Annotated in this window: 12 protein-coding genes and 1 pseudogene; 11 read left to right on the forward strand and 2 right to left on the reverse strand. The window is 41.7% G+C overall.

The window, feature by feature from the left end; genetic code table 11:
• Positions 1-13 precede the first annotated feature (13 nt).
• Both LLY41_RS09815 and LLY41_RS09820 read left to right on the forward strand, forming a co-directional pair.
• Complete coding sequence (locus tag LLY41_RS09815; protein WP_304587735.1) at positions 14-502, forward strand: NUDIX domain-containing protein; 489 nt, start codon at positions 14-16, stop codon at positions 500-502.
• On the forward strand, positions 499-1,056 hold the full coding sequence (locus LLY41_RS09820) for a GNAT family N-acetyltransferase (RefSeq protein ID WP_304587737.1): 558 nt from the start codon (positions 499-501) through the stop codon (positions 1,054-1,056). The genes LLY41_RS09815 and LLY41_RS09820 overlap by 4 nt, the downstream gene beginning before the upstream one ends.
• A 51-nt stretch (positions 1,057-1,107) precedes the next feature.
• On the opposite strand, the gene LLY41_RS09825 is transcribed toward LLY41_RS09820, so the two are convergent.
• Positions 1,108-1,248, reverse strand: a complete 141-nt coding sequence (locus LLY41_RS09825) for a hypothetical protein (protein WP_175609156.1) — start codon at positions 1,246-1,248, stop codon at positions 1,108-1,110.
• A gap of 68 nt (positions 1,249-1,316) precedes the next feature.
• On the opposite strand from LLY41_RS09825, the gene LLY41_RS09830 reads away from it, so the two are divergent.
• The 7 genes and pseudogenes from LLY41_RS09830 to LLY41_RS09860 all read left to right on the forward strand — a co-directional run bounded on the left by LLY41_RS09830 (position 1,317) and on the right by LLY41_RS09860 (position 9,492).
• Entirely contained in the window at positions 1,317-1,880 is a 564-nt protein-coding gene (locus tag LLY41_RS09830) for a histidine phosphatase family protein (RefSeq protein WP_304587739.1), read from the forward strand.
• A gap of 15 nt (positions 1,881-1,895) precedes the next feature.
• Entirely contained in the window at positions 1,896-2,921 is a 1,026-nt protein-coding gene (locus LLY41_RS09835) for a DUF2332 domain-containing protein (RefSeq protein ID WP_304587740.1), read from the forward strand.
• Positions 2,922-3,055: 134 nt separating this feature from the next.
• Positions 3,056-4,006 carry an oxygen-dependent tRNA uridine(34) hydroxylase TrhO gene (gene trhO / locus LLY41_RS09840; RefSeq protein ID WP_304587742.1) on the forward strand — a complete coding sequence of 317 codons (951 nt, stop codon included), beginning with the start codon at positions 3,056-3,058 and terminating at the stop codon, positions 4,004-4,006.
• A gap of 127 nt (positions 4,007-4,133) precedes the next feature.
• The gene (locus LLY41_RS09845) at positions 4,134-4,754 is read left to right on the forward strand and encodes a LysE family translocator (RefSeq protein ID WP_304587744.1); all 621 of its coding nucleotides are present in this window, start codon (positions 4,134-4,136) and stop codon (positions 4,752-4,754) included.
• 166 nt (positions 4,755-4,920) lie between these two features.
• Positions 4,921-5,385 carry a hypothetical protein gene (locus LLY41_RS09850; protein WP_095246197.1) on the forward strand — a complete coding sequence of 155 codons (465 nt, stop codon included), beginning with the start codon at positions 4,921-4,923 and terminating at the stop codon, positions 5,383-5,385.
• Positions 5,386-5,497: 112 nt separating this feature from the next.
• Positions 5,498-8,709: pseudogene (locus LLY41_RS09855) on the forward strand (DEAD/DEAH box helicase).
• Between the two features lie 339 nt (positions 8,710-9,048).
• A complete protein-coding gene (locus LLY41_RS09860) occupies positions 9,049-9,492 on the forward strand; it encodes a GyrI-like domain-containing protein (RefSeq protein ID WP_304587746.1) in 444 nt (147 codons plus the stop codon).
• A 29-nt stretch (positions 9,493-9,521) separates the two neighbouring features.
• Here LLY41_RS09860 and LLY41_RS09865 read toward each other — a convergent pair whose 3' ends face one another.
• A complete protein-coding gene (locus LLY41_RS09865; protein WP_304587748.1) occupies positions 9,522-10,148 on the reverse strand; it encodes a metal-dependent hydrolase in 627 nt (208 codons plus the stop codon).
• Positions 10,149-10,319: 171 nt separating this feature from the next.
• Between LLY41_RS09865 and LLY41_RS09870 the strand changes: the two genes are divergently transcribed.
• Both LLY41_RS09870 and LLY41_RS09875 read left to right on the forward strand, forming a co-directional pair.
• Positions 10,320-11,486, forward strand: coding sequence for a TraB/GumN family protein (locus tag LLY41_RS09870; protein WP_304587749.1), 1,167 nt, complete (start codon positions 10,320-10,322; stop codon positions 11,484-11,486).
• Positions 11,487-11,625: 139 nt separating this feature from the next.
• Positions 11,626-12,636, forward strand: a complete 1,011-nt coding sequence (locus LLY41_RS09875; RefSeq protein ID WP_304587750.1) for a DUF3231 family protein — start codon at positions 11,626-11,628, stop codon at positions 12,634-12,636.
• The last annotated feature ends 52 nt before the right edge of the window (positions 12,637-12,688 follow it).

The raw sequence follows: 12,688 nt of genomic DNA on the forward strand, positions 1-12,688 counted from the left end.
CGGATGAGACCGAATGACCTACCATATTAGAGTCAGAGCAGGTGCAGTTATTATAGAAAACAATTCGATTCTGCTGATTGAGTTTCAGGATGAAAGAGGCCTTCATTACAATTTGCCTGCAGGTGGGGTTGAACCCAAAGAATCTGTTATTGATGCAGTGAAAAGGGAAGCGAAAGAAGAGGCATCTGTAGATGTGACGGTCGGCCCATTGGCATTCGTTTATGACTATGCCCCGCACTTAAATGAATTCAGGTATGGGCAGATACATTCACTGGGCTTACTGTTTGAATGTCAGTTAAAGGAAGGCTCATTGCCTAAAATGCCTTCAGCCCCGGATCCTAACCAGACAGGAGTTAGATGGGTGCCGCTTTCTGAACTGGCCAATATAGTATTGTATCCTAATATGAAAGCTCACATCTTGGAATATGTTAAACATAAAAGAAACATAGATTTGATCGAAGAACACACACTGGATGTGTACGCAATGGAGATGAAAAAATGAACGAAGAAATAATGATCGATTGTGGTGAAGTAATCCTTAGGGAATACCGGATGGAGGACGTCCAGGCACTCTATGAAATTACTTCTCAGCCGGAAGTTTATGAGTTTATTCCAGGTGCACAGGCTACGCTTGAGCAGCGGGTGAACTGGATGGAGAATTATGAAATTCCGGCAAATGAAAAATTCAAGTCCTCAATGCCGAACCTGAAAGATGCCGGCTTTTTGAATTTGGGAATTATTCTAAGGGAAACTGGAGAGTTTATTGGCTTTTGCAATACAGGAATAAAGGAGGAATTGCCGGAACCGAATAGGGAAATTGGCTATGCCATCTCAAAGCACTACCGGGATAAAGGCTTTTCCACCCTTGCTGCAAAAGGGCTAGTAGGCTTTCTTTTTGAAAATACGGCTCTTGAAACAATGAATGCTGTTGCACTAATCAGCAACACAAGTTCTATTAAAGTTTTGCAAAAATGTGGCTTCAAGCGTGCCGGCGAAATAGAGATTGATGGAGAATCGTTTTTCCATTACACCATTAGAAAAAAGGATTGGGCCTAGATATTTTTCAAAGACACCCGCATTCATCATGGGGGTGTCCCGTTATTTTGGCTATAGATCAGATTTTGGATTTGTATTAAATGTGCCGTTTTTATTTTCCTTTTCATGTCCGCGCACCTGGTCTCCGCCATTTCCTTTTTCATGCACTTTTTTGCCGCCGAGCTTCACATTTGGATATTCTTGTTCCCGCATGGTCTTCACCTCCATGTTAATTAAATTATCCATAAAGGATAAAAATATATAAATTTTGGGGTTTTAATATGGAAATAACACTTATCAGACATGGCAGGTCCGCGCATATAGAAAATCACCGCATGAGCAGCCGGGAATACAAAAAATGGGTTGAAATGTATGATCTGTTAGGGATACTTGAGGGTGAGATCTGCCCTGCGGATGCAACTGAAAAAGGGGCCACAACATCAATTTTACTCACGAGTGATTTAAGAAGGGCAATCGAATCAGCAAGAACCCTTAACCCTTCAGCAAAGATACAATCAGATCCGTTATTCAGGGAAATGGATTTGCCGGTGCCTGACATGAATTTTCCAGGAGTGAGATTAAGGCCAAATACATGGGCTGTAATATTAAGATTACTTTGGATCTGCGGCTATTCACAGGGCTGTGAATCATACTTTGATGCAAAGAAACGGGCAAAGCAGGCATCTTTAAAGTTAACTTCTTTTGCAAGAGAACATCAGCATGCTGTTCTCATAGGGCACGGATTTTTCAACCTTTATATTGCAAAAGAACTTCAAAAAGCCGGATGGACCGGAATGAGAAGAACAGGTTCAAAGCATTGGAATGCAGTCACTTACATAATATAACGGGGGCGTTGGAGAATGGTAAAACCGAACCTAGCATCGAAGTTCAAGACATTTGGACAATATGAATGCCACAGATCAAGCGATCTATATGAGTTCTTGTCTTACAAGATTGCAGAGGATGAGGAATTGCTGGATTTGGCATCGAATACGAGAGACGGCCAGCCGGTGCCGAATTTATTTTTTGGTGCCATTCATTATCTGCTGTTACAAGGGAAAGAGCATGAACTTAAGGAATTCTATCCAAGTATAGTGGAGGATCCAGGAAAACCCCGGGATTCCTTCCAAAGCTTTAAAGATTTTTGCAGCCTGTATTCACAGGAAATTAAAGAGATAGTACAGACAAGATTAGTTCAGACGAATGAAGTAAGGCGCTGTGCTTACTTATACCCGGTATTTGCTTATATTTACAAGCAATCCAAAAAGCCGCTGGCCCTGATTGAAATTGGAACCAGCGCAGGTCTGCAGCTTCTTTGGGATCAATACAGCTACTCTTATGGCACAGGAGAAACATACGGGAATCCAAACGCGAACGTTCATTTATCCTCTGAAATCAAGGGGGGGCATGTCCCGATTTTTCCTGAAGAAATGCCGCCGGTTGCTTCCAGAATTGGGGTCGATCTTCATATAAATGATTTGAATATCCGGGAAGATTTTTTGTGGCTGAAATCACTTATCTGGCCAGAACATAAGGAGAGAAGAACTCTATTCGAAAAAGCTGCCCAATGTGTAAGGGGAAATCCAATCACCCTTATAGAAGGAGATGGTGTTGAGCTTTTGCCAGGTTTAATTGAAGGTATACCGGAAGATCATTCAATCTGTGTATTCCACACCCATGTGGCCAATCAAATGCCGCCAGAATTAAAAGAGAATCTGCTTGCAAAGATAAAAGCAAGCGGACGCATGAGGGATATCTTTCATATTTATAACAATATCCAGGACCGGAATCTGCATCTGGATTATTATTTGCATGCCACAGAATACAAAAAACTGGTCGGCCAAACAGAAGGGCATGGAAAGTGGTTTATTTGGAAAATGAATTAGAATTCATTAATCTTTCGCTCTCCGAAAATTTTGAAACTTGACATCATCTGTTATACTTATCTAGGTAAGTATATATTGTTTTAACCTATTAACAGATATATCTTGCAAATATTAAGTGATAGGTGGAAATACAAATGAGTCAAAAACCGTACAGAGTATTACTTTACTACATGTATGTTCCGATTGAGGACCCTGAGGAGTTCGCAAAGGAGCATAAAGAATTTTGCAATGAGCTTGGCCTGAAGGGGCGTATTCTTGTTGCGAATGAAGGCATAAATGGGACTGTTTCTGGACCAGTGGAACAGGCAGACCGCTATATGGAAGTAATGAAGCAGGATCCGCGCTTTGCGGAGATGGTTTTCAAAATAGATGAAGCAGATGGACATGCATTTCCAAAGATGAAGGTTCGTGCACGCCCCGAGATTGTCACACTTCGCCTTGAAGACGATGTGAACCCGAACGAGATTACAGGCAAATACCTGGAGCCAAAAGAGTTCTTCGAAAGACTTCAGGATGAAGACACGATTGTATTGGATGCACGAAATGACTATGAGTATGATCTTGGACACTTCAGAGGAGCGATCAGGCCGGATATTGAAAATTTCCGCGACCTGCCAAACTGGGTCCGTGAAAATAAAGAATTGCTTGGCGATAAAAAGATCATTACGTATTGCACAGGCGGCATCCGCTGTGAAAAGTTCTCAGGCTGGCTTGTAAAAGAAGGCTTTGAAGATGTAGCCCAGCTACACGGTGGAATTGTCACATATGGAAAAGACCCTGAGGTACAGGGTCAGCTCTGGGATGGCCAGCTTTATGTGTTCGATGATCGCATTGGCGTTCCGGTTAACCAAAAGGAGCATGTCATCGTAGGTAAGGACTACTTCACAGGCGAGTCTTGTGAACGCTACGTCAACTGTGCAAATCCTGCCTGCAATAAAAAAATTCTTTGCTCAGAAGAGAACGAGCATAAATATATGCGCAGCTGTTCTGATGAATGCCGCACACATCCACGCAACCGTTATATTGCTGAGCATGGCCTTTCAGAGGCAGAAGTAGAAGCAAGATTAGAAGAAGTAAAAGCATAAAAGCATAAAAGCATAAAAGCATAAGATGATTAGAGCAGATTTTCCTTTATGAAAACTGCTCTTTTTTATTGGAAATTTCATGAAAACTGATATAATATTCTTAAAATTTTTATGAGGTGGGTGTGATATGGAGAATTTGCTATTATTTCTGTTTATGTCGTTTCTGCTCGTCATTTTGCCGGGACCCGATACAGGAATCCTAATTCAAAACACGATTTCAAGCGGGAAAAAAAGTGGCATTAAAACGATGTTCGGATCTGTCGCCGGGCTGATGGTCCATACAATGGCTGTCGTTTTTGGCTTATCTGCATTAATTGTAAAGTCTGCATACATTTTTTCTTTTATTAAGTATGCTGGTGCGATATATCTTATTTATTTGGGCATCGTTTCGTTAAAGTCTCTATCGAATAAACAAGAACCGGCTGACATGGAGAGAGCGCATAAGAAGAACAAATCGCATTTTCTTCAAGGCTTTTTCACTTGTGTGTCCAACCCAAAAGTGGCTGTATTCTTTTTAACTTTTTTTCCTCAATTTTTAAGCACGGAAGGGAATCACTTTGTGCAATTTCTTTCCATGGGCTTAATATATAGTCTTATAACAATCATTTGGTTCTTTTTCTATGTATATTTGATTGACTTTTTCAGGGCCTGGCTGAAAAAACCTGCTGTTAACAATGCGATTCAAGGAGTTTCTGGTATGGTTTTAATGGGATTTGGCATTAAATTGGCACTTGAGAAACAGCCTTAAGGAAGCGGCTGCTTAACCTCTATAAAGGTTTAAGCAGTTTTTTTATGGTTTAATATATGAACAGCAAGGATATCTGCTTTTAATCACAGTTAGTATGATTAATGTTATCAATTCAAGCATAAAAAAAGCCATTTAAGAGACATTAACAAATAAAAAGGATTTTGCTATGATTGGACTGCTGGTTGCCATCATTCTTTTTAATTTTATTGCCTTTAAAACAAATAAGCGTTTGACGAAAAACCAAATTTTACATATATGGACATTTACCATATTCCTTCAGATGGCCTTTGATGTTATGGTCGAGTTTAAATATTGGGGATATTGGTATTTTGACAAGGAGCCCAATTGGGGAGGGCTCTTGGCGCACATTGCGCTGTTGCCCCCGGTGAATATGATGTTTCTGAACTGGTATCCTTTTAAAGGAGATCTTATTAAACGTTTTTCTTATATCTTTTTTTGGGTAGTGGCCATTTTGCTATATGAAGTAATCACCTTATTGCCGGAGCCCTGGGGGTATTTTCATTATGGCTGGTGGAGATTGTGGCATGCGGCGATCCTTGACCCAATTCTCCTTCTAGTAGTGGTGGTATTTTATAAATGGATTATCCGGCTGGAAGGTGAACTTAAATAATTGATGTTCAAAAGGGGGGAAGTGCTCCCCCTTTTTGTGTTGCATAAAAATGAATTCAGGCTGCTGACTATGATACAATTCCGGTATAGATTTTCCCGGAAGGAGAACATTTGTGGATATTAAATTGACTCACAAAATGATAAAAGAAATGTGCGGTACCGTCTCCTTCAAAAGAGGGGACGCCTTTTTCAGGAATGATAAAGTAACGATAAGTAAATACAATGACGGTATATGTGAGGCAACGGTATCTGCTGGTGAAGATTTTTATGTTGAAGTAGAGAAAACTTCAGGTAATGGGTTCAAAACAACATGCAGCTGTCCCAAGCTAGCATCATTTGATAAAGAGTGCCAGCATGCCGCGGCTGTGCTGCTGGCAATTCATGATATGCAGCAATATAGATCGCCAGCCCTATCAGCTGGAAGCCTTGAAGCTTCTCCGGAACACGCCTTAACTGATAGCCTCATGACACTTTTCAGTGAACAGCCGGGAAGGTCAAGCGGGCACCAGCTTCATTTTGAGAACAGGCAAGTGCTCCAGCCCGAGTTTACCTGCCTGCCTGTTCATTTGGGAAAAGGGCATTATTTATTTGCCATTAAAGTTTCCATCGGCTCAATGGCTGTCCTGGATATCCGTCAATTTCTCCATTCAGTTAAAGAGGGAAAACCAAGCCTGTTATCACTTTCTTTTTCCTATGATCCCGCCCTGCATTGTTTCCCGCCGGAAGCGGATGCCGTCCTTCAGCAGCTGATACAGGTAATACACGATGAATCCATCTATATCAATGCTTTAATGGATGATTTTGATTATACAGCATCAAAGCATATGCTTTTAATTCCTCCATCATCATGGGAACGACTGAAGACTGTTTTGGCGTTTGCTGAAAAAGTAAAGCTTGAAATAACGGGAAAAACATTTGATCGAATGACTTTTTCAGAGGATCGGCTGCCATTGCGATTTGAACTGGCCGAAAAAAAGATCATTGTTATTTACATGTTAAAGGACTGGATCGGCTGCTGATCCTGGATTCGTATAGTTCGGTTCTATCCGGCGGAAAATTCACCACGCTCAAGAAAGATGACTGTAAGCGTCTGTATGATTTAACACAGATGCTTGAGGCTGCCGGAAAAAACACGATTCCGATTGCTGCTGAACAAATGGAGATGTTTTTGGAAAAAGTGGTTCCTGGATTGAGAAAACTGGGGGATTTCCATATTTCTGAAGACATGTCACACAGGTTTATGAAAACTCCTTTGACTGCTAAGCTGTACCTGGACCGTCTGCGTAACCGGCTGCTGGCAGGTATTGAATTTCATTATGAAAGTATCGTGATCAATCCTCTGGAGAGAAGAGAGCCAAAGGGCGGCACCCGGATTATTAGAGATGTGGCACTAGAGGATGAGATCCTTCAGCTTATGGAGGAAAGCTCTTTTGCGAAGACCGATGGCGGCTATTTTCTGCAGAATGAAGAGCTGGAATATGAATTCCTTTATCATGTTGTCCCTAAACTGCAGAAACTGGTGCAAATATATGCGACTACGGCTGTCAGAAACCGGATTTTCAGGGAGAATGCCAAACCGCAGATACGGATAAAAATGAAAAAAGAGCGGACCAATTGGCTGCAATTCAAGTTTGAATTGACCGGCATAGCTGACCAGGAGATACGGGATGTATTAGCTGCACTTGAGGAGAAACGAAAATTCTATCGCCTGAAAAATGGCGCGCTCCTTTCTTTGGAAACACGGGAATTTGAGGAAATCCAGCGTTTTCTGAAAGCTGTGCCCGAGCAGGCAGAGGATCTGGAAAGCGGTTTGAACATGCCGATTGTATCTGGTCTTAAAATGCTGGACGCAGCTGGTGATCAGGAAGTGTTCTGTCATGAGGAATCTTTTAGGACGTTTTTGGCGGAGCTTGAGGATCCATCATGCCTGCAGATTCCTGTGCCGGAAAAACTGGATTCTACTTTAAGGGAATACCAGAAAAGTGGATATAAATGGTTAAAGACAATGGCGCATTATGGATTTGGCGGCGTTTTGGCTGATGATATGGGACTTGGGAAGACACTGCAAAGCATTGCTTTTATTCAGTCTGAGCTTAAGGATATTCGGGAAAGTACCCGCCCTGCCCTTATTGTGTGCCCATCATCCTTAACGTACAACTGGTTAAGCGAACTGACGAAGTTCACTCCGGACATCCAGGCAATTGTCATTGATGGAAATCAAAAAGAACGGGCTGAGCTTCAGATGGATTTATCCGGCGTTGATGTGGTGATTACTTCCTATCCGCTGGTGCTGAAAGATATAAAGTGGTATGAAATGCAGGAATTTCACACAGCCTTTTTCGACGAAGCACAGGTATTTAAAAATCCGGTTACCCAAACAGCGAGAGCAGTAAAGAAAATCAAAGCGAAATATCGGTTTGCATTAACAGGCACACCCGTTGAAAATTCAGCAGAAGAGCTGTGGTCTATTTTTCATGTTGTCTTCCCTGAATTGTTTGGCGGGTTAAAGGATTACGGTAATTTAACAAGGAAGACGATTGCGAGAAGAGTTCGCCCCTTCATGCTCAGGAGGCTGAAAGAAAATGTTCTTTTAGAGTTGCCTGAAAAGATGGAGCTGATTGATTCGTCTGAATTGCTTCCTGATCAAAAGAAGCTCTATGCTGCATACCTGGCAAAACTGAGAGAAGATACCTTAAAGTATTTAAATAAAGACACCATCAGAAAGAACCGCATAAGAATCCTCGCCGGTTTGACGCGGCTTCGCCAGATTTGCTGCCACCCTGCTTTGTTTGTGGATGGATATAAAGGGAGTTCAGCAAAGTTTGAACAGCTCAAGGGAATTATAGAGGAATCCAGATTATCTGGCAGACGAGTGCTGATCTTTTCACAGTTCACTAAAATGCTGGACCTTATTGGCAGAGAACTGGCCCTTATGGATTTGCCGTTTTTTTACCTGGATGGACAGACACCTTCGGGGGACCGGGTGGAAATCTGCCGCCGATTTAATGAGGGAGAGCGTGATTTTTTCCTGATTTCATTAAAGGCAGGCGGCACAGGCCTCAATCTGACTGGTGCTGATACGGTCATCTTATACGATTTGTGGTGGAACCCTGCCGTTGAGGAGCAGGCAGCCGACCGGGCCCACCGCATAGGACAGAAGAATACTGTTCAGGTAATAAAATTGTTGTCGAGAGGCACCATCGAAGAGAAGATGAATGAACTGCAGGATAAAAAGAAAAACTTGATCGAGGAAATCATCGATTCAAATGAAAGTGCAGCAGGAAGCCTGACGGAAGAGGATATTCGGGAGATCTTGATGATTTAAAAGGTGCAGCATCGGATTTTAAAAAGGTTATGGGTGGCTGCTGAGTAGGAGGCGGCTTGGGTTTGGACTCAAAAAAGGGAGATCATGGTTTTGGAGTCGGAAGTTTGCTTAGGTTCTGACTCAAAATTAGAAAAACCAGGTCTGAGTGTCAAAAGTTGCTCCAGGTTCCGACTCAAACCAGAAAAAACTGGTTGCAGAGTCCGAAGATACCCCTTGCCTCAGACTAAAGTTAAAGAGACGCGTCCCGCAAGGCGCGTCTTTTCTCATACAAAAGAATAAAGGAGGATTTTCCCATCTCTTAGAGAATTTCATAGGAATAAAAGTTTAGGGGGATATCTAATGTGCAATGTGGTATCAAAAGAATTCAAAGCAGTTGTCATAAGAAACAGTGGTTTATTTAAGGATTATGCCCATTTGGTGCCTGAAGCAGCTCAGGCTTTTTTAAAGCAGGGCCATCTTGTTCAAAACAGCAGCGGTTTAGAAGTGACCCTTTATGAACCTAAGAGAGGAGAAGACCACTTAAAGGGTACCTTTTTTACGGGGTATTTAGTTCATGAAAAAGCAGAAATGCTGCCAAATGGGATGGAGTATATAGATGCCGTGCACACTTATGCATCGATTAGAGGAAAGACTGCTGAGATGGGGGATTTGCATAGTCGGCTTAACGGTTGGCTAAGTGAGAACGATCGCCAGCAGTCTATTAACCAATATATTATTGAAGTTTATTATTCAGCTGCAAATGAAGAGGAAGAGGCAGAAGTTTTTATTCCAATCAAAGATTAAACCGCTCAAAAATATGAGCGGCAACTGTCTTAAATCTCTTTCGATGAAAGGGGAAGAAATAGCTTTACCCCTCTCTTATTAAAGGGCAGGATTTTTAAATCGGCAATCAAGTGGCTTATGTAACCGGCAAGACAGGTATAATAGACTCCTTCTATGCCAAGGGACATTTCAAATCTGGAAGAAATGAATGCGAAGAAAATAACCCCCAGCACGGAATGAGTATAACTGCGGTGGGAAACAAAGGAAGCTATCAATATATAAATCCCAAATAATATGAGCCAAAGTTCCTGCAGCGAGATTCCACCGGCCAGGACGCCAACTCCTGTAATGGTGAGCATATGCTTTTGCCTGATTTTTGATGAGATGGCGGTCATTCCGATTCCGATAGCCATTCCAAGCCATTTCTCTTTTGCGGAGCCCTCATAAAAACTATAAATAATCATTAAAATTCCTATGATTTGGGCCACCGTCTGAACGACTTCATGTGATAGAGTAAGCCGGTCGCGGAGTTTTCCATCAATGTCGAGATCAGGGATTAATCCTGAAACACTCCCGAGGCCGACTAATAAAAGGGTTGCAGAGGGGCTGGCATGAACAGTGTTCGCAACCACATATCCTGCTGCTGCTCCAATTGCTGCATGGGCGGTACCATTCAAAATTATTTCCACCTTTATGTGATATTTGCATTTTTTTCATGCATTCTTTTATTATATCAAAACATCTGTTCTGTTTGGCGGTTAATAGATTAAAATCTCCCGGCAGTTCATGGTATAATGTGGACAAAGCTAAAGCATACATAATCGAATTTGTATCTAAGGAAGGTATTTATGTCAGAGGAAAACATAACGAGGATTCATTTAGACGGCAAGGAATACATACTGATTGGAACAGCACATGTGTCAAAGCACAGTGCAGAACAGGTGAAGGAAGTCATTGAGGCTGAACAGCCTGCCTCTGTTTGTGTGGAATTGGATGAACAGAGATATCAGTCGATTACAGAAGGCAGTAAGTGGAAGGAAATGGATATTATTCAGGTGATTAAGGAAAAGAAGGCGTCATTGCTTTTAATGAACCTGGCGATTTCATCCTTTCAAAATCGTATGGCCGATCAGTTTGGCATAAAGGCTGGCCAGGAAATGATCCAGGGAATTGAGTCAGCCAAGGAAACAGGGGCAAAGCTCGTTCTCGCTGACCGCAATATCCAAATTACCTTTGCAAGGATATGGGGCAACCTTGGATTAAAAGGAAAATCACTGCTTCTCAGTCAGGTAATAGCAAGCATTTTCAGCAAAGATACCATAACTGAAGAAGAACTTGAGAAAATGAAGAATCAGGATACAATAAATGCGATTCTAAATGAATTTACTGATAGTTTTCCGCGACTGAAGAAACCACTCATTGACGAGCGGGATCAATACCTCGCGCAGAAAATTAAAGATGCGCCAGGAGAAAAAATTGTTGCGGTGCTGGGGGCGGCCCATGTACCGGGAATCAAAGAAGAAATCAAAAAAGAGCAGAATATGGCCAAATTGAATGAGCGCCCGCCGAAATCCAATGTTCCAAAAATCATTGGCTGGAGTATTCCGGTATTCATTTTAGCCATCATCGCCTATACCTTCTTCGCAAATCCATCTGCGGGTCTTGCGCAGACGATCAGCTGGATAATCTGGAATGGGTCCTTGTCAGCACTTGGAGCTGCTATTGCAATGGGGCATCCGCTAACGATTCTGACTGCATTTGTTGCAGCACCGATCACTTCGCTGAATCCCCTTCTTGCAGCAGGCTGGTTTGCCGGACTGACACAAGCATATATGAGACGCCCCAACGTTAGAGATTTTGAGACCTTAACTGAAGATGTATTCAGTGTTAAGGGATTTTGGAGAAACAAAGTGAGCAGAATATTACTGATTGTTGTTCTATCCAATCTGGGCAGCTCACTGGGAACCTTTATTGGGGGAGCCGATGTAATCAGAGTGTTTTTTGAAAATTTATAATTGACTAGTTTAAGGTGAAGCCCAGGTGGTTTCACCTTTTTTGATATTTATACCGTACTTAATATAATGCTGGAAATTTTTTAATAAATTTGCGAATTGCAGGGAACCATATACTAGACAAAATGCAGGAGGGAAAGATATGCCTGGCGGAAATAAACAAGACAAGCTTACTGCAGCTGAACACGCAACCCTTTGGTCGCAATATGTAAATGATAGTCTTTCTGTTTGTATTTCGCGGTATTTTTTAAACCATGTAAATGACAAAAAAATCCGCAAAGTACTTGAATTTGCCCTTAAATTATCTGAAAGCCACATAGAAAAGATTGAAGGGTTTTTATCCAGAGAGAATCAGCCAATCCCTGTTGGGTTTACTGACAAAGATGTTCATGTGGATGCTCCGTTATTATTTACTGATATTTTTATGGGGGTATATATCCATATTATGTCTATACATGGGGGTACCCGATATGCAGGTGCAATAGGCAATTCCACCCGGCAAGACATCAGAAAGTATATGAAGCAGGTGATTGGTGAATCACTTGAATTATTTGATCGCACTTCAGATGTGTTAATTGAAAAAGGCGTGATCGTCAAACCGCCGATATTGAATAACCAGCATGAAATTTACTTTATAGAGAAACAGAGTTACTTAACAGGCTGGTTCGGAAAGCGGAGACCAATAAATTCGATTGAAATAAGCGGAATTTACGTAAATATGCAGAAAATGATGATGAAGGTTGTTCTAGAACTTGGTTTTGGACAAGTTGCTCAATCCAGGGAAGTTCAAAAATATATGGAAAGAAGCAGGCTGATTTGCCGCAAACATCTTGAAATTTTGTCTGATCTTTTAAAACAGTCGAATTTGAATATACCCAGGACATTTGAAGCAGAAGTAACGGATTCAACCATTCCTCCATTTTCTGATAAACTTATGATGTATCATATTTCAACACTTCTATCAGCCTCTATTGGATTTTATGGGGAAGCGATGTCAATGACGCAGCGAAGGGATATTGCAGCACTATATGCAAAAATGATTGCCGAAGTTGGAATTCTGGCAGAAGACGGAATGAATATTATGATAGACCACGGCTGGTTTGAAAAGCCGCCTATGGCTACTGACCATGAAGATCTGTCAAAGAAAAAGTGAGGATAAGTAGTACTAAATTGAGGTCCAGCCACCTGTTCCAGGCAGCCGGGCC

It is taken from the genome of Cytobacillus firmus, from assembly GCF_023612095.1.
In the GTDB taxonomy this organism is placed as follows: domain Bacteria; phylum Bacillota; class Bacilli; order Bacillales; family Cytobacillaceae; genus Cytobacillus.

Bases quoted from the DNA above. Each gene is read 5' to 3' on its own strand.
- LLY41_RS09815 (WP_304587735.1), top strand. From the start codon at position 14: ATGACCTACCATATTAGAGTCAGAGCAGGTGCAGTTATTATAGAAAAC.
- LLY41_RS09820 (WP_304587737.1), top strand. From the start codon at position 499: ATGAACGAAGAAATAATGATCGATTGTGGTGAAGTAATCCTTAGGGAA.
- LLY41_RS09825 (WP_175609156.1), bottom strand. From the start codon at position 1,248: ATGCGGGAACAAGAATATCCAAATGTGAAGCTCGGCGGCAAAAAAGTG.
- LLY41_RS09830 (WP_304587739.1), top strand. From the start codon at position 1,317: ATGGAAATAACACTTATCAGACATGGCAGGTCCGCGCATATAGAAAAT.
- LLY41_RS09835 (WP_304587740.1), top strand. From the start codon at position 1,896: ATGGTAAAACCGAACCTAGCATCGAAGTTCAAGACATTTGGACAATAT.
- trhO (WP_304587742.1), top strand. From the start codon at position 3,056: ATGAGTCAAAAACCGTACAGAGTATTACTTTACTACATGTATGTTCCG.
- LLY41_RS09845 (WP_304587744.1), top strand. From the start codon at position 4,134: ATGGAGAATTTGCTATTATTTCTGTTTATGTCGTTTCTGCTCGTCATT.
- LLY41_RS09850 (WP_095246197.1), top strand. From the start codon at position 4,921: ATGATTGGACTGCTGGTTGCCATCATTCTTTTTAATTTTATTGCCTTT.
- LLY41_RS09860 (WP_304587746.1), top strand. From the start codon at position 9,049: ATGTGCAATGTGGTATCAAAAGAATTCAAAGCAGTTGTCATAAGAAAC.
- LLY41_RS09870 (WP_304587749.1), top strand. From the start codon at position 10,320: ATGTCAGAGGAAAACATAACGAGGATTCATTTAGACGGCAAGGAATAC.
- LLY41_RS09875 (WP_304587750.1), top strand. From the start codon at position 11,626: ATGCCTGGCGGAAATAAACAAGACAAGCTTACTGCAGCTGAACACGCA.